The sequence below is a fragment of the Segatella intestinalis genome, assembly GCF_029348455.1.
Taxonomy (GTDB): Bacteria; Bacteroidota; Bacteroidia; order Bacteroidales; family Bacteroidaceae; genus Prevotella.
Map to the genome: position 1 here is coordinate 182,533 of NZ_JARJVV010000002.1, position 22,520 is coordinate 205,052.

At 47.5% G+C, this 22,520-nt stretch carries 17 protein-coding genes; 8 read left to right on the plus strand and 9 right to left on the minus strand.

What is annotated here, in order from left to right; genetic code table 11:
- Nucleotides 1–32: 32 nt before the first annotated feature.
- The 7 genes from P3T48_RS01805 to rsmH form a co-directional block, all read right to left on the minus strand.
- Nucleotides 33–1,307 carry an FtsW/RodA/SpoVE family cell cycle protein gene (locus P3T48_RS01805; protein WP_158463772.1) on the minus strand — a complete coding sequence of 425 codons (1,275 nt, stop codon included), beginning with the start codon at nt 1,305–1,307 and terminating at the stop codon, nt 33–35.
- 43 nt (nt 1,308–1,350) lie between these two features.
- Complete coding sequence (murD, locus tag P3T48_RS01810) at nt 1,351–2,682, minus strand: UDP-N-acetylmuramoyl-L-alanine--D-glutamate ligase (RefSeq protein ID WP_276505398.1); 1,332 nt, start codon at nt 2,680–2,682, stop codon at nt 1,351–1,353.
- A 5-nt stretch (nt 2,683–2,687) separates the two neighbouring features.
- Nucleotides 2,688–3,956 carry a phospho-N-acetylmuramoyl-pentapeptide-transferase gene (locus P3T48_RS01815; protein ID WP_276505399.1) on the minus strand — a complete coding sequence of 423 codons (1,269 nt, stop codon included), beginning with the start codon at nt 3,954–3,956 and terminating at the stop codon, nt 2,688–2,690.
- 12 nt (nt 3,957–3,968) lie between these two features.
- Nucleotides 3,969–5,429, minus strand: coding sequence for a UDP-N-acetylmuramoyl-L-alanyl-D-glutamate--2,6-diaminopimelate ligase (locus P3T48_RS01820; RefSeq protein ID WP_276505400.1), 1,461 nt, complete (start codon nt 5,427–5,429; stop codon nt 3,969–3,971).
- 37 nt (nt 5,430–5,466) lie between these two features.
- Complete coding sequence (locus tag P3T48_RS01825) at nt 5,467–7,626, minus strand: PASTA domain-containing penicillin-binding protein (RefSeq protein WP_276505401.1); 2,160 nt, start codon at nt 7,624–7,626, stop codon at nt 5,467–5,469.
- Nucleotides 7,619–7,984: an FtsL-like putative cell division protein gene (locus tag P3T48_RS14310; RefSeq protein ID WP_217757158.1), complete on the minus strand. Its 366-nt coding sequence runs from the start codon at nt 7,982–7,984 to the stop codon at nt 7,619–7,621. The genes P3T48_RS01825 and P3T48_RS14310 overlap by 8 nt, the downstream gene beginning before the upstream one ends.
- A gap of 200 nt (nt 7,985–8,184) precedes the next feature.
- The gene (rsmH, locus tag P3T48_RS01835) at nt 8,185–9,102 is read right to left on the minus strand and encodes a 16S rRNA (cytosine(1402)-N(4))-methyltransferase RsmH (RefSeq protein WP_158463767.1); all 918 of its coding nucleotides are present in this window, start codon (nt 9,100–9,102) and stop codon (nt 8,185–8,187) included.
- A gap of 309 nt (nt 9,103–9,411) precedes the next feature.
- On the opposite strand from rsmH, the gene glsA reads away from it, so the two are divergent.
- Nucleotides 9,412–10,239, plus strand: coding sequence for a lyso-glycine lipid O-acyltransferase GlsA (gene glsA / locus P3T48_RS01840; RefSeq protein ID WP_158463766.1), 828 nt, complete (start codon nt 9,412–9,414; stop codon nt 10,237–10,239).
- 18 nt (nt 10,240–10,257) lie between these two features.
- Nucleotides 10,258–11,256: a glycine N(alpha)-acyltransferase GlsB gene (gene glsB, locus P3T48_RS01845; RefSeq protein WP_276505403.1), complete on the plus strand. Its 999-nt coding sequence runs from the start codon at nt 10,258–10,260 to the stop codon at nt 11,254–11,256.
- Between the two features lie 397 nt (nt 11,257–11,653).
- Here glsB and P3T48_RS01850 read toward each other — a convergent pair whose 3' ends face one another.
- Entirely contained in the window at nt 11,654–12,991 is a 1,338-nt protein-coding gene (locus P3T48_RS01850) for a deoxyguanosinetriphosphate triphosphohydrolase (protein WP_022252086.1), read from the minus strand.
- Nucleotides 12,992–13,125: 134 nt separating this feature from the next.
- Between P3T48_RS01850 and dut the strand changes: the two genes are divergently transcribed.
- From dut to P3T48_RS01880, 6 genes are all read left to right on the plus strand, one after another.
- Nucleotides 13,126–13,563, plus strand: a complete 438-nt coding sequence (dut, locus tag P3T48_RS01855) for a dUTP diphosphatase (RefSeq protein ID WP_158463764.1) — start codon at nt 13,126–13,128, stop codon at nt 13,561–13,563.
- Between the two features lie 44 nt (nt 13,564–13,607).
- Nucleotides 13,608–15,374 (plus strand): tetratricopeptide repeat protein, encoded by a 1,767-nt coding sequence (locus P3T48_RS01860; protein WP_276505404.1) that lies wholly within the window; start codon nt 13,608–13,610, stop codon nt 15,372–15,374.
- Nucleotides 15,356–16,261, plus strand: a complete 906-nt coding sequence (gene lolB1 / locus P3T48_RS01865; RefSeq protein ID WP_276505405.1) for a lipoprotein insertase outer membrane protein LolB1 — start codon at nt 15,356–15,358, stop codon at nt 16,259–16,261. Before P3T48_RS01860 ends, lolB1 begins: the two co-directional genes overlap by 19 nt.
- A complete protein-coding gene (locus tag P3T48_RS01870) occupies nt 16,262–18,016 on the plus strand; it encodes a peptidoglycan DD-metalloendopeptidase family protein (protein WP_276505406.1) in 1,755 nt (584 codons plus the stop codon).
- Nucleotides 18,017–18,274: 258 nt separating this feature from the next.
- On the plus strand, nt 18,275–19,090 hold the full coding sequence (locus P3T48_RS01875) for a starch-binding protein (RefSeq protein WP_276505407.1): 816 nt from the start codon (nt 18,275–18,277) through the stop codon (nt 19,088–19,090).
- A 9-nt stretch (nt 19,091–19,099) separates the two neighbouring features.
- A complete protein-coding gene (locus P3T48_RS01880; RefSeq protein WP_276505408.1) occupies nt 19,100–21,301 on the plus strand; it encodes an alpha-amylase family glycosyl hydrolase in 2,202 nt (733 codons plus the stop codon).
- A 43-nt stretch (nt 21,302–21,344) separates the two neighbouring features.
- On the opposite strand, the gene P3T48_RS01885 is transcribed toward P3T48_RS01880, so the two are convergent.
- On the minus strand, nt 21,345–22,409 hold the full coding sequence (locus P3T48_RS01885) for a M20 family metallo-hydrolase (RefSeq protein WP_276505409.1): 1,065 nt from the start codon (nt 22,407–22,409) through the stop codon (nt 21,345–21,347).
- Between the last annotated feature and the right edge of the window lie 111 nt (nt 22,410–22,520).

Here is a 22,520-nt window from a genome sequence, read left to right on the forward strand (position 1 = left end):
ATGGCATTTTTTATTTAAAATGTTGTTCTTTTTTATGCTGTAGCCAATTTTGGGTCAGTCTGCCTGTCATCTGCTCCTTCTTTCTTCTTGGCTGTTCTGCTGATGCTTAGGATAATACCCACATACATGCAGTTGATGATGGATGATGTTCCACCTCGGCTGATAAGAGGAAGTGGCTGTCCGGTAACAGGAGCGAGTCCTACGGCTACTGCCATGTTGAAAAGGGCCTGTGTGACGAGAAGAATGGCAAGTCCCATGGCAAGAAATGCCGGGAAATTGTTCTCACACCGGTTGGCTATTCTTCCTGTTCTGAAGAGCAGGATGATATATAGGAATGCGACAAAGAGTCCTCCCGGCACCCCCATCTCCTCAATGATGATGGCATAGATGAAGTCGGAGAAGGCCTGCGACAGGAAGTCGCGTTCTACAGAGTTTCCCGGACCTTTGCCCATGACGTTGGATGAGGCAATGGCAATATTGGCATGAGCCACCTGAGCATCCTTGTCAAGGTCTACCTCCTCTGGCGACACAGGCTTTGTGTCGAGGAAGTGGTCGATACGGGCTTTCCATGTATCCATACGGTGGAACATCTTCTGTACGGTATTCTTCTTCTCAGGTTGTTCTGTCGCTACCTGTTCGGTAAAGGTGTCGTTTGTCTTTGCCAACTTCTCTTCGTCATGCCCCAACAGCATGACCATCGAGATGGCGAAGACGATGGTGAGCAGTACAATACCAGCAAGCTTTCCGAGCAGTTTACCAGGCACTCTTCCTATGATCATCATGAAGAAAATGGTGATACACAAGAGCATGGCTGTAGACATATTCTCGAGCATGATGGGGAAAATCATAACGGCGCTGATTGTCAGGATGTATTTGAATGCCCGCTTGTCAGCTCCGTTCTCGTTCTGCATGGCACTTAGAATCTGTGCTACTGCAAGTACGAGTGTTCCCTTGGCTATCTCGGAAGGCTGAAACTGGATGCCCACGAGGCTGATCCATCTGGATGCGCCATTGGTAGACTGTCCAGCCAACAGTACCCACAGAAGTAAGACTATAGAGATAAAAATCATGAAAGGAGTCACGATTTTGAAATACTTGCACTTGACCTTCAGCATGCAAATCATGACGAAGACACCGCCAACCAGGATAGCCATGTGCTTGATGACTGGCCCCATGAAGTTTCCGCTCTTGTACGACAGCGTACTTGAGGCTGAGTAAACCTCAATGATGCTGATCATACAGAGGAAGAAAAACACCATCCAGATGACTTTGTCTCCCTTGAATATGTTACCTATTTTGTTGCTCATTTCTCTTTTTTGTCTTCCTCTTTGTCTTTAGTCTTTCTGTTTTTTACAGTTGTCGGGCAAGTGTCTTGAACTGTTCGCCTCTGTCTTCCATGTTTTTGAACAGGTCGAAGCTTGCACAACATGGACTCAGCAGAACAGTGTCGCCTTCTTTTGCCATCTTGTGGCAAGCTGCGATACAGTCTTTCATGCTGTGAGTATCACAAACAGGAATGCCAAGACTGTCGAAGTTGTCGTGCAACTTCTTGTTGTCGGCTCCCAAATATACCAGTCCTACACACTTTTGCTTTACCAGTTCTGTGATGTGGCTGTAGTCGTTGCCCTTGTCCTTTCCTCCCAAGATCAGGATGGTAGGTGTCTTCATGCTTTCGAGTGCATACCAGCAGGCGTCTACGTTGGTAGCCTTTGAGTCGTTGATGTATTGTACGCCGTTCACCTTGCATACTTTTTCCAGGCGGTGTTCCACGCCAGGAAAGTCGCCCAGGCTCTTGCGGATCGTAGCCTCGTCAATTCCTGCAATATGGCAGGCAAGTCCTGCTGCCAGGCTGTTGTAGATATTGTGTTTGCCTGTAAGGCTCAGCTCAGCTTCTGGCATGGCGAAAGGAGTAGGGTAGTCGAGTTTGTAGAGTCCGTCCTCTATGTATCCTACACATCCTTCCTCCTTGTTCTCAGCAAACGGACAGATTCTTGACTTCAGATTGTATTTCTCTATCTCTTTCTTCACGATGGAATCGTCGTTCCAATAGATGAAACTGTCTTCTTCTGTCTGATTTTGTGTGATACGCATCTTGGCGTCCACATAGTTTTGCATGCAGAAGTCGTAACGGTCCAGGTGGTCGGGTGTGATGTTGAGAAGGATGGCTATGTTGGCGCGGAACTTGTACATATTGTCAAGCTGGAAACTGCTCAGCTCGATGATGTAGTACTTGTGTGGCTCCTCTGCAACCTGGAGGGCAAGGCTGTTTCCGATGTTTCCTGCCAGACCTGCATCCATGCCCGCCGCCTTGAAGATGTGGTATATGAGTGATGTGGTTGTGGTCTTGCCATTGCTGCCAGTGATGCACACCATCTTGGCGTCAGTATATCTTGCGGCAAACTCTATCTCGCTGATGATAGGTGTGCCCTGCGCCATCAGTTTCTGAATCATGGGAGCCTCTTTAGGAATACCCGGGCTCTTGATGATTTCGTTGGCATTCAGTATTTTCTCTTCTGTATGGTGGCCTTCTTCCCATTCTATCTGGTGGTCATCAAGCAGCTTTTTGTATTTGTCCTTGATTTTTGACATGTCGGATACAAATACATCAAAACCTTCTTTCTTGGCAAGTACGGCAGCTCCTGCTCCGCTTTCGCCAGCACCTAAAATTACAATTCTACTCATATTTTTTATCTTATCTTCAATGTTATAATTGTTAAGGCAGCAAGAATGATGGTGATAATCCAGAAACGGATTGTTATCTTTGATTCGTGGATGGCACCATGTGGCTTCTTGATGAGATACTTACACTCAGGGTCGAGCTGGCTGTCCTGTGTTCTGAAGTTGTCGTGGATAGGCGTTCTCTTGAAGATGCGCTGCTTGATACCTTTACGCTTGCCTAATTTATAGTAGTATACCTGTACGATGACGCTGAGGCTTTCTACGAAGAAGATGCCACAGAGAATAGGCAGCATGAGCTCTTTGTGGATGATGATGGCTCCCACGGCAATAATGCCGCCAATGGTCAGCGAGCCTGTATCGCCCATGAATACTTGTGCAGGATAGGCATTGTACCACAGAAAGCCAATCAATGCTCCAATGAAGGCGCAGAAGAATACTACGAGCTCCTCGGAGCCAGGTATGTACATGATGTTGAGGTAGGCGGCATATTGGATGTGGGAAGACACATAGGCCAGTATGCCCAATGCCACACCTATGATGGCAGAGTTGCCTGCACACATTCCGTCCATACCGTCATTCAGGTTGGCTCCGTTGGATACAGCGGTCACGACAAAGATAGTCATCAGGACGAAGAGAATCCATCCTGCTGCTGTCTTGTATTTGCCGCAGAATCCCATGATGCGTGAGTAGTCAAGGTTGTGCCCCTTGATAAATGGTATGGTGGTCTTCAGCGACTTGGTAGACTCTGCCCTGTGCTTGACGACCATCTCCTGTCCCTGACGCTCGATGGCTAAGTTCTCGTTCATCTTGACATCAGGTGAGGCCCACAGCACCAAGCCAACGATAAGTCCGATGCCGAGCTGTCCCACTATCTTGTATTTTCCTTTCAGTCCTTCCTTGTCGCGCTTGAAGATCTTGATGAAATCGTCCATACCTCCCAGGAATCCCAGCCATACGGTGGTGATGAGCATCAGTATCAGATAGATGTTGCGTAAACGTCCCAACAGCAGTACCGGTATGAGTATTGCCATGATGATGATGACACCACCCATGGATGGAACTCCTATCTTCTTGACACCAAATGGGTCGATGCTGGCATCGCGCTGAGTTTCAGTTATCTGCTTGCTTTTGAGGTATTTGATGAACTTCTCGCCAAACCAAGCAGAGATAATCAACGAAAGAATGAGAGCCAGGAGGGCACGGAAAGAGATGTAACCCCACATGTGGGAGCCGGAAATGCCCCATTGCTCTAAAAATCTAAAGAGATAGTATAACATTTTCTTCTTTTATTATTTCTTGTTAATACCGAAGATGCCGCGAATCACTTCCTTGTCGTCGAAGTGGTGTTTCACGCCCTTGATTTCCTGGTAGTCCTCGTGGCCTTTGCCTGCCACCAGAATCACATCGCCCTTCTTTGCCATCATGCATGCTGTGCGGATGGCCTCTTTGCGGTCTACGATGCTGATGACTTTCTTCATCTGCTGTTCGTTCAGACCAGCCAACATGTCGTTGATGATGTCCTGTGGCTCCTCGAAACGGGGATTGTCGCTGGTGATAATCACCTTGTCGCTTTGTTTGACGGCTTCTTGTGCCATGAGTGGTCGCTTGCCCTTGTCGCGGTTTCCGCCTGCACCACATACGGTGATGACTTCTCCCTTTCCGTTGAGCACCTCATGTATGGCATTGAGCACATTCTCGAGAGCATCGGGAGTATGAGCATAGTCAACGATGGCTGTGTAGCCTTCTGGTGACTGGATGGGTTCGAGACGTCCGTTCACGCTGTGCAGTGTGCTCAGTACTACAAGCACATCTTCTGGATTTTTGCCCAGCATGATGGCTGTGCCATATACTGCCAGCAGATTGCTTACGTTGAATTTACCGATAAACTGCACGCCTACTTCTCTGCCGTCCACATCTAAGTACATGCCTCCGAAGTGGCATTCCAGGATTCTTGCCTTGAAATCGGCCATGCTCCGTGTAGAGTACGTCTTGATGGTGGCTTTTGTGTTCTGTACCATGATCATGCCGTTCTTGTCATCGGCATTGGTAATGGCAAAGGCCGACTTTGGCAGACCGTCGAAGAAGGCCTTCTTGGCATTGCGATAGTTCTCGAAAGTCTTGTGATAGTCGAGATGGTCGCGTGTGAGGTTGGTGAAGATGCCGCCTGTGAATGTCAGACCGCCGATACGCTTTTGTGCTATGGCGTGCGAAGAGCATTCCATAAAGGCATACTCGCATCCTGCTTCTACCATCTTGCTCAGCAGGAGGTTGAGCTCGATTGGGTCGGGAGTGGTGTGGTCGGCAGGAATAGCTTCGTCCTCGATATAGTTGCAGACGGTAGACAGCAAGCCGCACTTATGTCCGAACTTGCGGAACATATTATATAATAAGGTGGCGATGGTGGTCTTTCCGTTTGTTCCAGTCACACCCACCAGCTTCAGTTTCTTGGATGGATCGCCATAGAACAGGGTGGCAACTTTTCCCACTGCGTCCTCTGTAGATTCTACTTTCACGTAGGTGACGCCTTCCACCTTCTCCTCAGGCATGTCTTCGCACAGAATGGATTTGGCGCCAAGTTCGATGGCTTTGGGTATAAACTTGTGACCATCTACTTGCGTTCCCTTCATGGCAACGAACAAATGGCTATCTTTGATTTTTCGAGAGTCAATGTTCACTCCTGTAACCTCGGTCTCCACATCGCCTGCTATTTCCACAGGCTGAATGTTCTTGAGTAAATCTTGTAGTTTCATATTCTGTTTCTTTGATGTTTCTATACATTATTATATATTATAGGTCGAGTGTGAGTTCGCAGACTTGTCCTTTCTTGATTCTCGTTCCTGGTACAAGACTTTGTTTTACTACTTTTCCACGACCGTAAATTCTGGTCTTTATGCCTCGGCTTTCCATCATGAAGATAGCGTCTCTTGCTCCCATGCCCGATACATCGGGTACGGCATTCTTGCTGTATTGCTTCTCCTTGATGAGCAGTACTTTCTTCTTTCCTTCCTTCTCGGCCTTTCCCCATATAGGATTGCCTGTCGCATAACTGCCCGACCAATTGGTGGCGGTGTTTATTCCGAGATGCTTCAGCACATAGTCGGCAGCCAGTATGTTGCCCGACTTTACGTCTGGCAAGAAGACTGAGGCTGAGTCGCGGGCATCTTTCACATCGAGTTTCAGACTCTGTGCCATGATGCCTTCTGAAATTTCATGAAAGACCTTTCCACTCATCGTGCCGCCCGAAGCTGGGAGTCCCGATTTCTGAATGCAGACGATGCAGCTGTATTGAGGAGCATCGGCAGGGAAATAGCCTGCGAAACTGACGAGGTAGTTTGTTCCTCCGTTCTTGTATCCTCCCGCACCTTTAGATATCTGGGCTGTACCCGTCTTGCCTGCCACCTTGAAATTGGGTGAGCCTGCCTTACGTCCCAATCCCACACTTACCACTTGCTCCAAGATGGTCTGCAGTTCTTTGATGCTTTTTTCTTTGGCTATCTGTGGTCGCATGACTTCTACTGGGAACTCTTTGAGGGTTTCTCCGTTCTTCACCACTTTGGTGACGAAGCGCGGACGAACCATCTTTCCGTTGTTGGCTACTGCGTTGTAGAATGTCAGCGTGCTGATGGGCGGAACCTGTGTCTCGTATCCTATACTCATCCATGGCAGGGCAGTCTTGCTCCAGTTGACGTATTGCCCACGGCTGTTCTTGCGAGGCATACGGATGATGGCAGGTGTAGAGCCCACCAATGGTATTCTCAGATTGTCTCTCAGTCCGAGACGGTCTATTCCCTGCACAAACTTCTCTGGATGTTTGTGGTAATGGTCGTCTATGATTCGGCTTACTCCGATATTGGAGCTGTACCACAGGGTCTTCGCAAAGGTAAGCATTCCGTAGCCTCCCTTTCTCCAGTTATGGTCTTTCATGTCTCGACCATACATGTTCCATACGCCGTTTCCTGTCTCCACTCGGCACAGGGTGTCAACCACTCCGTCGTCCAAGGCTACAAGCAGCGAGGCTGGCTTGAATACAGAGCCTGGCTCCAGCAAGTCGCTGACGGCATGGTTCCTTACTTCCCGATATTCGCCGTCATCACACTTCTCCAGGTTGACGATGGCTTTCACATCTCCCGTATGCACTTCCATGACGATGGCTACGCCCACATTTCCGTTTATTTCCTTCAACTCCTGCTCTAATGAGCGTTCTGCCAGGTCTTGCATGCTCACGTTGATGGTGGTCACGATGTCGGCTCCGTCTATAGGTGGCGTGTCGGTAATGTTCAGGTATTTGTTAAGCACTTTCTTGCGCTGCACGATTCCGTTGGTTCCTCTCAGGATGGAGTCGTATGAGAGTTCCAGTCCGAAGCGGGCAGTATCCTTGGCACCAAACAAGGCTCCGATGGTTCTGCCAGCCAGTCCTCCGAATCCACGTGTACGGGCGTTGTATTCTTCCCAATGGAAACCGCTGCTGTTCTTTCCCAGGTTGAATACCGGCAGGGCTTTCACCTCGGTGAACGTGTTGTAGTTGATGCGGCGTGGATATAAAGACCAGTGTCGGCTTTGTTTCTTTCTTCCCTCGTCTATGTGTCGCTTGAATTCGGTGAATGTCAGTTCGGGGAAAATCTTACTCAGCCCCATACAGATGGAATCTTCCTTGACGTCCCACAGTGAGTCGTTGCCAGCTTCTTTGAGTGCCTTGAAGTCCATGAAGAGCTTATATTCAGGCAGCGAACTGGCCATCAACTGTCCGTCGCAACTAAGGATGTTTCCTCGGGTAGGCTTCACGGTTACAGAATCTTTCTTCTGTCGCTGTGCCACCTTCATCCAGTAGTCGCGCTTGGCCGTTGCTATGTATATGGATTTTCCTACGATGCAGAGTGCAAAGACCGTCATGACGATGGCTATGGCGCTGTATCGTGGCATCACTCTCTTATTGTCAAATTTACTCATTCTCCGGTACGTTTATGATGTATGGTGGCTGAGTGGCAATGTGCAGGACGCTGTCTTTGTTGTTCTGCAGCATTTTCAGCACGTTGCTCTCTCGGCTTCTTTCTGTTATCTGGCTGCTGCTCGACAGGGCTTTGTATTTGGCGTTCTGCAGTTCCTCCTGCAGTTGGTCTATCTCTATCATGTCCTGTTGTATGCTGTATCTGTTGGATATGTATATGATGATAAAGAACACCACTAACACGATGAGCCATATCTGCCGGCGTATCACTTGTGCCGTCAGAATGTCGCCGCCCAAAATCTTTCTCAGGGTGAAGCTCGACGATAGGGGCGCCTCGTCTTCTATGGCTTGTTTGGCGATGGCTTCCTTGAGCGACTCCTCGTGTTCCTCTCCCTCAGCCGGCTCCTTTGGATCGTCTGAGTCTTGCGAGTCTTGGGGCTTTTGTGAGGCTTTCGTTTCTTTTGCCTCTTTTGCCTTCTTGCCCAGCTCTTGAGGAGCGGGTGTCTCGGCAGTCTTGCTGTCGGCCTTCGCTTCCTGGTCTTCCTTTATTTCTTTTTCTTTCATCTCTTTTCTGCAATTCTAAGTTTGGCACTTCGGCTTCTTGGGTTTCTCTCTTGCTCCTCCTGGTCGGGGATGATGACCTTGTTGTTGATGAGTCTGAAGGGAGATTCTATTCTTCCGTAGAAGTCCTGCACAACTTTTCCCTCTGGGTTTCCCGTCTTCATCACGTTTTTCACGATTCGGTCTTCCAGCGAGTGGTAAGTGATGACCGACAGTCTTCCGCCTGGTTTCAGGATTTCTGTCGCAGCCTTGAGCATTTCCTTCAGGGCATCCATCTCGTGGTTTACCTCTATTCGCAGGGCCTGGAACAGTTTGGCCATGTCTTTTTTCTCTCGCTCGCGCTTGAAGAAAGGCTCCACTACGTGTATGAAGTCGGTCGTTGTCTCTATCTTTTGGCTGCTTCTTGCTTTGACGATAGCTGCAGCTATGCGCCGGGCGTTGCGCAGTTCGCCGTACAGGTAGAAGATGTCTGCAAGTGCCTCCTCCTCGTATTCGTTTACGATATCGGCAGCAGTCTTGCCCGCTCTTTTGTTCATTCTCATGTCGAGCGGAGAGTCGAAGCGGAAGGAGAAGCCTCTGCTCTCATCATCGAAATGATGGCTCGATACACCCAGGTCGGCAAGCAACCCGTCAATACCTTCCTCGCCATAGTAGCGCATCCAGTTCTTCAGGTATCTGAAGTTGGAGCATACGAAGGTGAAGTGCTCATTGGGGATGACGTTCTGTTCGGCGTCGGCGTCTTGGTCGAAGCTGTACAGGTGACCGTTGTCGGCTATTCGTGAGAGTATCTCCTTAGAGTGGCCTCCGCCTCCAAAAGTAACGTCCACATACACTCCTCCAGGATGTATGGACAGGCCGTCTACGCTTTCTTTGAGAAGCACAGGCACGTGGTATGTATTGTTGTCGATTAATCGCATGTGTACCTATTTAAATAAGAATTCGGGTTCAAAGGTACACAAAAATCCTCATATCCGTTTACTTTTTCTTGCAAAATTTATAAAACTTAATAAAATGAGGTCGCTTTTTGTCTTGTGTCAAGAGTTGGCGAGAGTTCTTTCAGAATGTTTAAAGTGAGCTTCAGACATAAAAATGAAAGCCAAAAGCTATATAAATCGACTGTTTTTTCATCAAAAACATCGTATTTTATCATTTTTTCATCAAAAATGGCACGTATTTAAAAAAGTTGAGTTATTTTTGCACGTACTTTAGATGTTTTTACAGCAAACATGAGCGAATCTATAGAGAAAACGATTGACATAAGCAGGATTTTGAAGAGCAAGATGGGAGCAAAGGCAAAGTTTGTGCCCTCTTTTCTTGTGTCCTGGCTCAAGAAGACCGTTCACGAGGATGAAGTGAACCGCTTCTTGTGGGAAAGTCGTCATCTTCAGGGTACCGAGTGGCTTACTGAGTGCGTGAAGTATCTCAAGATGAACATACAATTGGAGGGAGTGGAGAATCTGCCCGACAAGAACGATGGCAAGCTTTATACCTTCGTGTCCAATCATCCGTTGGGAGGACAGGACGGTGTGGCGCTTGGCTCCATCATTGGCACCCATTATGACGGAAAGTTCCGGTATCTTGTGAACGACCTGCTTCTTAATCTGCCAGGTCTCAAGCCCGTCAGTATAGGCATCAACAAGACGGGACGCCAGAGCCGTGACTTCCCCCGTATGGTGGAGGCTGGCTTCCAGAGCGACAATCACATGCTGATGTTCCCTGCAGGTCTCAACAGCCGCAAACAGCCAGATGGCAGTATTCGCGACTTGCCCTGGAAAAAGACATTTATCTCAAAGAGTGTGGAGTATCAGCGCGATGTGGTGCCTATCCATTTCAGCGGACAGAACTCGGAGCGCTTCTATCGCATCGCCCGATTCAGCGACAAGTATTTGCCTTTCAACTTAGCTATGCTTTTCTTGGTCGACGAGATGTACCGGAACGTGGGAAAGGACTTCCGTATCGCCTTTGGCAAGCCCATACCCTGGCAGACCTTCGACAAGAGCAAGACTCCCACAGAATGGGCGCAATATGTAAAAGACAAAGTTTACGAATTATAGAAAGTTACATCATAGATTATGGAAGAAGATATAATCCAGCCAATAGACAGGGACTTGTTGAAGAGTGAACTCACTCCCGACAAGCAGCTTCGTATGACAAACAAGAGTCATAACGAAATCTATATCGTGACAGCCAACGACTCTCCCAATGTGCTGAAGGAGATAGGCCGTCTTCGTGAAATCGCATTCCGTACAGCAGGAGGCGGCTCGGGCAAGTCAATGGATTTGGACGAGTTCGACTTTGGAGATAATTGTTATAAGCAGCTCATTGTGTGGAATCCTGAGGCCGACGAGATTATTGGCGGTTATCGTTATCTCTTGGGTAAAGACTGGAAACTCGATGCTAAAGGACAGCCTATATTGGCTACGAGTCATATGTTCCATTTCTCAGACAAGTTCCTTAAGGAGTACATGCCTTATACCGTGGAGTTGGGACGTTCCTTTGTCTCATTGGAATATCAGAATGTGCGCATGAACAGCAAGAGCATCTTTGCGCTCGACAACCTGTGGGATGGTCTGGGAGCTCTTACCGTGCTCTATCCCGAGCTGAAATATTTCTTTGGCAAGATGACGATGTATCCGTCTTACATTCGCCGTGGTCGCGACATGATTCTCTATTTCCTCAAGAAGCATTTCGATGATAAGGAGAATCTTGTTATCCCGATGAAACCATTGAAAATAGAGACTCCAGAGAGTGAGCTGAAGGCGCTCTTTACCGAAGATGACTTCCGTGCAGACTATCGCATTCTCAATCGTGAGGTACGTGAGTTGGGCTACAACATTCCCCCTTTGGTGAATGCTTATATGAATCTCAGTCCTACGATGAAGCTTTTCGGAACAGCCATCAATTATGGTTTTGGTGATGTGGAGGAAACTGGTATTCTGATTGCTGTCGACGAGATTTTGGAAGAAAAGCGTGTGCGCCATATCAACAGTTTCATAGCCGAGCATCCGGAGGCGTTGAAGATAACAAGTGGCGCCAACAATATTATTTATAAGGAAAAGGAAGACAAGTAAACCTTATCCGTTTTATAAAAGACATTCAACTTCCGAGTGGAGTGAAAGTTGGAGAAGTAAAACAAGATACTAAAGAAGCGTTTCGTTCATTCGAGGCGCTTTTTTAGTATTCTTGTTTATGAATGTCTACGATTTTTAACCTGCTGATAAAACGAAGTTGCTTGTGATGGACAATGCAAGTACTTGTTTTTTCTATTTATTCTGCTGAAAAGCTTTAGTATATATATTCATCGGGGCGCTATGGTTAACTGCGAAAAAATAATTTCCCAGTTGGGAAAAAATATTTTTCCAGTTGGGCAGATTCTTTTTCCCAGTTATGTGGCGCTTTTCGGACAATTATCGCATGAATATACAGTATAAATATGCGTTCGTGTTTTCCGTTTCTCTCCCTCACGCCCTATACGATAGGCAGGCTGATACCGTTTATCTTCTGATAGATGTCGAGGGCGTAAATGTCGGTCATTCCGCTGATATAGTCGATGACAGCCATGATTCGCTCCTCTATATTCTCGTTGTTGATGTCGTACTGACTGCTTACCCGTCGCAACAGTTGTTGAGAGTCGAAACGTTCGGGCGTGATAGCTGCATTGACAAACACCTCCATAAGTGTAGCCATAATCTTGTAACCTGACAGTTCGATGTCGAGTACAGGCTTGCTGTGGTAAATCTTTGCAAACGAAGTCTTCTCGCATTCTTTGTAGGCATTTCGCTGTTGTTCGGCGATATGGTCGATGAGGCTTCCCTCGAATGTTCCTGCCAAAATCTCCTTCTCATGCTCCAGGAAGGCCGTTACACATTCGTTCTCCAGTCGGCCGATGGCGCTGGCTCTCATGTAGACCACCTTTTCGTTCTCGTCGGTCACGCCTTCTTCCTTGATTCGCTCCTTAATCTTATTTTGGGTTTCCTTGTCGAAGAATCCCAACAGCAGTCTCTCCGTCTCTTCGTAAGACAGGATCTTGAGTTTGTGGGAGTCTTCGATGTCCATGATTTCGTAGCAGATGTCGTCGGCAGCCTCTACCATATATACTAACGGATGACGGGCGTATCTTAGAGGCTCACCAGGTTTTGACTTGCAAAAAATGCCCAATTCATCGGCCACTTTCTGGTACGAGTCCTTTTCCAAGGTGAAGAAACCGAACTTGCCATGACTTCCAGCCAACTGGCTGGCGAATGGATATTTTACGATAGAAGCCAGCATGGAGTAGGTCATGACGAAGCCGCCTTTGCGTCTTCCCTTGAATTGGTGGGTCAGTATGCGGAAGGCATTGGCGTTGCCTTCGAAGTGAGTAATATCTTGCCAAAACTCCGGTGAAACCAGCTCTTTTACTGCTTTTCCTGCTCCCTCGCTGAAGAAAGTTTGTATGGCTTTCTCTCCAGAATGGCCGAAAGGAGGATTGCCCAAGTCGTGTGCCAGGCAGGCTGCGCTCACGATAGTTCCTATTTCCTCAAAGAGAGTATCCTTCAGTTCAGGGCGCTTTTCTATGATACGTTTCGAGATGTCGTTGCCCAACGACATTCCTACACTCGATACTTCCAGACTGTGGGTCAGTCGGTTGTGTACAAAGATAGAACCAGGCAAGGGGAAAACCTGAGTCTTGTTTTGCAGTCGTCTGAAAGCCGACGAGAAGATGAGCCTGTCGTAGTCGCGTTTGAACTCCGACCGGTCGTCGTGGCGCTCGGCATGCTTATGCTCCTGTCCGAAACGCTTGTTAGATATGAGTTTAATCCATTCCATATCGCAAAAATACAGCAATCCTGACACAATACAAAATAAAAAAGCATTTATTTTTTATAAAATCTATCATTTTCGTCATGAAAATGCCTAAATGTGCCCGAAAAACATTATTTTTGCATCTTAAAAGAATGAACATGATGAAAGTACAAATTATCAACCGTGGGCATCAGCCGTTGCCAGCTTATGCCACACCCCAGAGCGCAGGTATGGACCTGCGTGCCAATATCGACGAATCTATCGTGCTTCACCCCATGGAACGCCGGCTTGTACCTACAGGTCTTTTCATGGCTTTGCCTGCAGGCTTCGAGGCACAGATACGTCCTCGCAGTGGGTTGGCATTGAAACATGGCATTACTGTTCTTAATACCCCCGGCACTATTGATGCCGATTATCGAGGCGAGATCATGGTTCTGCTCATCAACTTCTCGCAGACCGATTTTGTCATCAATGATGGTGAGCGTATTGCCCAAATGGTGATTGCCAAGCACGAAAATGCTGAATTCATCGAAGTAGAGACGCTCGATGAAACTGAGAGAGGTGCTGGTGGCTATGGTCATACAGGTGTAAAATAAATATAGATACATTCAATTAATCTGTTGTGAATAGAATCAATATTTTGAGACAAGTATTCTTGGGCTTCATAAGCTTTATAGCATTCCTGACAGCTATGCCCGTGCAGGCTGCCGATGGTTTGAAGGGCAATGACCGCAAGCGTTACGACTACTTCTTTCAGGAGGCGGCCCGTCTTCAGGCTTTGGGTCGTTACGGCGATGCATTCGAGCTTTTTGAGCATGCCCGCAAGATCAATCCACGTGCTGCTGAGGTGTATTTCTATCAGTCGATGTACTATCAGCAGATGAAGCAAGACTCCTTGGCTCAAGACTGTCTGGCGCGTGCCATCACCTTGGCTCCATCCAATCTTACCTTTCGCGAGCGGATGGCACAGTATTATGTTGCCAACCAGCAGTACGACAAGGCTATCGAAGCTTATGAAGGCATCTTCGCTCAGAATCACGACAATACCGATGCGCTCTATATGCTGTTGCGCCTTTATCAGCAGCAGAAAGAATATCCACAGATGCTGAAAACCCTCAACCGCTTGGAGACAGAAGAGGGCGAGAACGAGAAGTTCACGCTTGAGAAGATGCACATCTACGAGTTGATGAACGATTCCAAGTCAGCCTACAAGGAACTCAAGTCGCTGACCGAGGCGCATCCGCTTGATATGATTTATAAAACCATGTTGGGCAACTGGCTTATGGAACACCAGCGCCGAAAAGAGGCCTATAAGTTGTTTACCCATGTGCTCGAAGAAGAGCCTGACAACTCGTATGCCCAGATGTCGCTCTACGACTATTATAATGCCACCGACCAGAAAGAACAGGCTCACGCCATGCTCGACCGCATTCTGTTGGGCAAGAAGACCGACCTGGATACCAAGTTGATGATGATTCGCTCGTTCATACAGGATAACGAGAGCCATGGTGCCGATTCAACCCAAGTCATCGCTCTTTTCGACAGAATGCTGGCTCAGCCCAAGCCCTCGGCAGACATCGCTGAGTTCCGTGCTGCCTATATGAATATTAAGAAAATGCCGATGGATACGGTCAATGCCGCTTACCGCAAGGTGCTCGAGATAGCTCCCGACCGTAGTGAGTCGCGCATCCAACTCATTCAGAATCTATGGGAAAAGAAAGACTACGACGAGGTTATCCGCCTGTCTAATGCTGCCCATGACTACAATCCGGAAGAGATGGTATTCTATTACTTTGGCGGTATGGCGCACTATATGAAGCATGAGGAAGATGCCACGCTCGAAGAGTTCCGCCGCGGAGTGGGACAGATCAACAGCAAGAGCTCTCCCGATTTGGTGTCCGACCTTTATATGATCATGGGCGACATCCTTCATGGCAAGAACCGTCAGGCAGAAGCTTTTGCCGCTTACGATTCCTGTCTGCATTGGAAACCCGACAATGTTCCTGGACTCAACAATTATGCTTACTACATCAGTCAGACGGGCAAGAACCTGCAGAAGGCAGAGTTGATGAGCTACAAGACCATCAAGGCAGAGCCCAAGAACTCCACCTATCTTGATACTTATGCGTGGATTCTCTTTATGGAGGAACGTTATGCCGAGGCCAAAACCTATATCGACCAAACCTTGGCGTATAGTGATTCAACGGCCGACAACAGTACCGTTATTGAGCATGCAGGCGACATTTATGCCATGAACGGACTTACCGACCAGGCTGTGGCCTACTGGAAGCAGGCACAGAAAGGCAGCCAGGACCCTGATGCTCTGAAGGTGAAAATCGAGTGCAGGAAATATATGACAGAAAGTGAAATCATTAAATATAAGCGAAAATGGAAAAAAACAAAATAATGAAACTGGCAGCATTCTGTCTGCCCTTGATGTTGCTGGCATCGTGTGGCACCAAGAAACAAATTATCTCTGATGGCGTGAGCAACAAGAACTTGCCACATCAGGAGGTGAAAAGTGTAGAGACCGAACGCATGCAGAAACTGGCTTTTGTACAGAAGGTGTCCGACAATCAGGTGTACGCCAAGAACATTACGGGCAGCATAAACTTCACCATCCGCATGGGAGAGAAGAAAATTTCGGTAGATGGTGCGCTTCGAATGCGTAAGGACGATGTGATACGTCTACAGTTGTATGCTCCCATTCTGGGCTTCGAGATTGGCCGTCTGGAGTTTACCCCCGATTATGTGCTCATCATCGACCGTTATCACAAACAGTATATCAAGGCCGACTATAATCATGTAGACTTCCTGCAGAAGCAGGGCATCAACTTCTATTCGTTGCAGGCGCTGTTCTGGAATCAGCTTCTCTTGCCTGGAGCCAAGCAGGTGAAGGAGTCTGATCTGAAGAAGTTTGATGCCGATTTGGCTGTAGAGGGAAACGAAGTGCCAGTCACCTTGAAGAATGGCAACATGACGTATGCCTGGACTTCCCAGCGTGCCACAGGTCGTATAGACAAAGCCGACGTGAAGTATGTCAGTTCGCAGCATGGCACATCGGGAGTGCATATTCGTTATGACAACTTCCGCGCCGTAGGTGTCAAGATGTTCCCAGCCTTGTTGGATATGACTCTTGTCACTAATGCAACCCGTCAGAAGAAGGAGATCAACATCGTTATCAAGATGAACGAGGTGAAGACCGACAGCAACTGGGAGTCGCGTTCCGAAGTTTCGAGCAAGTACGAGCAAGTATCGGCAGAAGACGTGCTGAATAAAATAATGAGTCTGTAAATGAAACGTATATTATTGATTATTCTGGCCTTGTCGTTTGTCTTGACTCCTTATGCGCAGAAGACTGCACAAAGAAAGAAGACTGCCACAACGGCAAGAACGGTAAGAACCCAAAAGAAAACCCCAAAAAAGAAGCCTGTGAAAAGGCGCCAATCCAAGGCTCCCACACGGGCAGAGAAGAAAGCCGCCTATAGCAATGCTTCCATTCGAGGATTGCAGGGACAGCGTGCCAACATACAAAAGAAAATCAAGGAGCAGGAGAGAGCTCTCCGCCGCAATCAGGCTGACGTGAAGAAACGTCTGCAAGACCTCATGGTGCTTAATGGCGAAATCGACCAGCGACAGAAGAACATCGATGGTATACAGCAGGATATCCACCACATCGATGGCAATATCGGCTTGCTCAATACTCAGCTCAAAACCCTTGAACAGCAGTTGCAGGACCGAAAGAACAAGTACATCCGTTCTATGCGCTATATGACCCGTCATCACTCTGTGCAAGACAAGCTCATGTTTATCTTCAGCGCCAAGAACCTTACGCAGATGTATCGCCGCCTGTCGTTCATACGTCAGTATTCTGCCTATCAGAAGGCACAGGGCGAGGCGGTAAAGGCCAAGCAGAAGCAGGTGACCGAGAAGCACAAGCAACTGCAGGTGGTGAAGGGACATAAGAACAACCTTTTATATAAAGGTCAGCAAGAGAAAACTGCGCTTGAAGGCAAGCAGACCGAGCAACAGCAAGTGGTGCAGGGATTGCAGAAGCAACAGAAAACCATTCAGGCTGTTATTGCTGATCAGCGCAAGAAGGATGCTGCTATCAATGCGCAGATTGACCGTCTGATAGCCATTGAGGTAGAGAAAGCGCGTGCCCGTGCGGCAGCTGAGGCTAAGCGTAAGGCTGAAGCTCAGGCGGCAGCACAGCGTAGGCGTGAGGAACTGGCTCGTCGAAAGGCCCAGGCCGAGGCTGAGGCGCGTGAGAATGCCCGCCGTATAGAGGAGGCACGGCGCAAGGAACGTGAGGCCGAGTTGGCTCGTCAGCGTGCTGCAGAAGAGAATCGTAAGGCTCAGGAGTTGGCTCGTAAGGCCCAGGAGGAAGCTCGTCTGCAAGCCGAAAATAGTGCTAAGGCCAGAGCTCAGGATAAGGCACGTGCCCGTGCAGAGAAGGCTGCCCGTGAGGCTGCTGAACAAGCCAACCGACAGGCCAGAGCTGAACAGGCTGCTCGTGAGGCTGAGGCCGACAGACGAGCTGCAGAGTTGAAGGCAAAAACTGATGAGGCACGTAATCGCAAAGAGTTGGCAAGCGCCCGCCGGGAAGCCAATGATGCTGCTACTCTCAGTACGGTAGACCGTATGCTGAGTGGAGGTTTTGAGGCCAACCGTGGTCGCCTTCCTATGCCTATCACAGGAACTTACAAGATAGTGAGTCATTTCGGACAATACAATGTACAGGGTCTTTCCGGCGTTACCCTCGACAATAAGGGTATCAACCTTTTGGGCAAACCCGGTTGCGTGGCTCGTAGCATCTACGATGGTGAGGTAAGTGCTGTCTTTGGTTATGGAGGCATGTGGAATGTCCTTGTTCGCCATGGTGCCTATATCTCTGTATATTGTAACCTCAAGTCGGTGAGTGTTCACAAGGGCCAGAAGGTAAGTACCCGTCAGGCTTTAGGTGCTGTGGGTGCCGACAATATCCTGCAGTTCCAGTTGCGCAAGGAAACAGCCAAACTCAATCCCGAGGCATGGCTTGCCCGTTAATGTAAACTTCTCTAACTTCCGTACATGCGAAAGTTAGATTAAAATATTCTTTGAAGGAGAGGTAGTACTTACTTGCCCAAGTGAGCACTACCTCTTTTTTTGTATTGCATCAATAAATGGTGGATTTCCTTGAAACCGTGCAAACGATTGCTCATGGAATAAGCATTTTTTTCCTGATAAACTTAGTGGTCTATCAAAACTTATTTCTATTTTTGCCAACGTTTGAACTAATAACTTATCAACTTAACATATTATTTTATGCAAAAAATTTCTACGATGCTTTGTACTTTGGCAATGCTTTTCGGCATGATGATGGCTCCGGGAAATGCTCTCGCTGCTGTTACCGCCGATGATTATACGCCAATAGTTACAGAAAATGAGATCTCCGTGTTCTTGGAGACAAGTTATGATAATGCCAAGATTTGGGCCTGGAATGACAAGGTAAAACAGTTTACTACTGCTGCTTGGCCTGGAGATGCCATGACCCTGGTGGGAACTAAAGGTGGCAAGAATGTCTTTAAATGGACATATACAGCTGGTACTGAAATTCCTACAGGTGTGATTTTTACTCATGATGGTGAGCAGAAACTGAATGGCGGTGATCAGGAATTCAAGAATCATGGTTATTACGTAGAAGGTAAATATGAAAAGACGATTACCCCTGGCCCTGAAGGCAAGGTAATGGTCTTCTTCGATAATTCCACAGCCAACCTCGCAGATGTATATTGCTATATCTACGACGGTACAAAGGCGGCTCAGGAATGGCCTGGATTGAAGATGAGTCTTGACAACGAGACTGAGTACAATGGCAAGAAGGGCTATTATACAGTAGAAGTCCCTGCTGCTTTTGTCACAGGCTATTTCGTAATCAACAACGGACAGAATGGCTCTGTTCTCACAGGCGAGACGGTTTACGTAAACGGACAGGCTTCCTCTATCGAAAACACCGTTCTTCAGGAGGTGCAGAAGGCAGAGGACAATGCTTGGTACACCTTGACAGGTATGCGTATCGGCAAGCCTGCTCAGCCAGGTCTCTATATTCACAATGGTAAGAAAGTAATCATCAGAAAATAATAGCAGATTATGAAAAAGACAATCAATTATGGTCTCCTGATGTTGGTGATGCTGTTCAGCATGGCATCCAACATCTTTGCAGACAACAAATACGGTCTTAAAGACAATATTCAGGATGGTGTCATCCTTCATTGTTTCGACTGGACGTTGGCAGATATCCAGGAAGAAATTCCTAATATCGCCAAGGCAGGCTTTACTGCCGTTCAGACATCTCCTGTTCATGAGAGAGCAGGTAAAGGATCCGTTTGGTATGATGTTTATCGTCCATACGACTTTAAGATAGGTAATGGACTTGGTTCTGAAGCAGACCTGAAGGCCCTCTGTGCTAAGGCTCATGAGTATGGTGTTAAGGTGATTGTGGATGTTGTTGCCAACCATACCGACCATCCTAACGTGGCTGAACGCTTGAAGGACGAGAGTCTTTATCATGAACGATTTGGCGTGGGTAACTGGCACGACCGTCATCAGGTGACATTTGGCATGATTGGTATGTGGGACCTCGATACCAACAATCCTACTGTGCAAGCCATCATCAAACAATACATCCAGGATTTGAAGGCCTGTGGTGTGGATGGTGTACGTTGGGATGCTATCAAGCACATTGGTTTGCCTTCTGAGGGTGACTCTTTTATGCAGAATGTGGTGGATCCGGAGATGTACAACTATGGTGAGATCCTTGACAGTACTGGTGGTGATGATAATGTCCTTTTCCCTGAGTATCAGACCTACATGAGCATTACTGATAATGGTTATGGTAATGGATTTGCCAATTCTTTTGCCGGTGGTTCTATCAACGAATCTGTTGGCAATTTCAATCGGAGAAATGCAAAGACAGAAAAGTTGGTTTATTGGGGTGAAAGCCATGATACTTATGCCAACGATGGTGGCGAATCAAAGGAAAAGAGCCAGAATGTTATCGACCGTGCGTATGCTGTTGTTGCAGGTAACAATGGAGCTACCGCTCTTTATTTCTCCCGTCCTGCTCAGAAGGCAAAGAATGATATCAAATTTGGCGATAAGGGAAGTGTTCACTTCAAAGATGCCGAAGTGGCTCAGGTAAACCACATGCACAATGTTTGTGCCGGCGAGCCTAACTATTATGTAAAAGGTAATGGCGTTTGTGCTCAGGTTCGTAAGAGTGGCGCTATTATCGTATTGGGAAGTGGTTCTGACCGTGACGTGACTGTAGCCAATGGTGCTGGCGACGGCAAGTGGCTCAAGTCTGGTACTTATAAGGATATGGTAGGCGGTGGTGCTTTCACCGTCAATGCTTCTACAATCTCTGGTCATGTTGGCGAGTCAGGTATTGCTGTCATCTATAATGCTGGTCCTATCGTGCTGACTCCTGAGGTGATTTTCAATCCTGCTGACGGTACAGCCTTCTCTGATGAAACGCTCACCGTGACAGCTACTCCTTTGAATGCTGTTTCTGCCTGGATTCAGGTGAATGGTGGTGCTAAGCAGACTTTTACTGCAGCCAAGCAGTTTACTGTAGGTGCTGATGTTGCCTATGGTAAGAATGTTACCATCACTTGGGGTGCAACCGACAAGGCTGGTAAGACAGAAACAGGTTCGGTAACTTACAAGAAGGTGAAGGCTTACGTTCCAGCCTTGGGCAAGGCTGACGAAATCTCCTGTTTCTTGGAGACATCCAATGCGGCAGCAGCCGTATATGTATGGAATAACAAGGTTAGTCCTGTAATTAAGTATGCTGGTGATTGGAATGATGCTATCAATAAAAAGTTGCCTCTTGTAGGTAAGAGTGTTTCTGGAAAGAATGTCTTCAAGTGGACTTATGATGGCACCGAGACAAGTGCTCCTACTCATATCATTTTCTTGGATGGTAATGGAAATAAGTTAACTGATAACGTGGACTTTGTCAACCACGGCTACTATGTTGACGGAGCATACAGCACTACTGTGACCAAGGTACATGAAGATGAGACCGTTGATCCAGAGTATGTTTACTTCGATAATGCTTCCAACTGGGAGAATGTTTATTGCTACTTCTATAATGGCACCACCTCTTCTGCTGCATGGCCAGGAGTCAAGATGACTTACGATGCATCTGCTTCTCATAATGGTAAGACTGGTTGGTATAAGGTTCAGATTCCTACAGCATACCTCAATGCTAAGTTCTTTATCAACGATGGTACTGCCGGTACTCCTATTAATGGCAAGAATGCCTCTACTGAACAGGTAGTGAAGTAATTCTGCAGGTAAACATATAATATAGATGAATCGAGCAGAGCTCTTAGATGGCAGCGCCATCTAAGAGCTCTTTGTATTTGGCAATAGCATCAGCTATTTCGCTTATTCTGATAAACTCATCTGCGGAATGCGAGCGGGAGGACTCTCCTGGTCCCAACTTGAAGGAAGGAAATGGCATCAGAGCCTGGTCGCTAAGGGTAGGACTACCGAAAGGCTTCATTCCCATGGCTACACATTTCTTAATAAGAGGATGCTCAGGATCAATACGGGATGATTTTAGACGGAAACTATGAGCCTTTACTTCGCTCTTCAAGTGCTGGCAGATAAAATGATAGACCTCCTCGTTGTCATAAAATTCATTGGTGCGGATATCTACCAGCATCGTACACTTGTCGGGAATCACATTGTGCTGGGTTCCTGCGTTGACTACGGTAAGTGTCATCTTGGTAGGACCTAAGAAAGGACTCACCTTCTCAAACTTGTAATCACGAATCCAGCGCATGTCGTCCAATGCCTCGTAGATGGCATTCACGCCTTCGTTTCGGGCTGCATGTCCGCTTTTTCCGTGCGCTATCACGTCTAATACCATCAGTCCCTTCTCTGCCACGGCAGGGTTCATGCCCGTAGGTTCGCCCACGATGGCGAGGTCTATCTTAGGCAATAGCGGTAGAGCACGGCTGATACCATCTTTGCCCGATACTTCCTCTTCGGCCGATGCTAAATAGATAAGGTTGTAGTTCTGTGTTTTCTCTGTCAGCATCCGGAATGTCTGCAGTAGTGAGCACAGACCGCCTCCACAGTCGTTGCTGCCCAGACCATAAAGCGTGTCGCCCTCTATTGTAGGAGCAAAGGAATCGCGCCTCCATGAATCGACAGGCTTCACGGTGTCTATATGGGCATTGAGTAGCAAAGTGGGCTTCTGCTCGTCGAAGTGTGGGTCAATCACCCATACATTGTTGGCTTCACGATGTGGCGTGAAACCATAGTTGCGAAGGGCTTTTTCCATGATGTCGGCGGCATCCTTCTCGTTGCGACTTGTCGAAGGGGTAGCAATCAGCTGGCTGAGCAACCCGATGGCGTCTCTTACATATTCCTCTTGTGTCATCATATCTGTCTCTCTTAGTCTTATTTGTGATGCAAAGTTAAGCTAAAACGGGATAAGGACAAAATAAAATTCCGATTTATTTTGTTTTCTTAATGTTTTCTATTATCTTTGCAT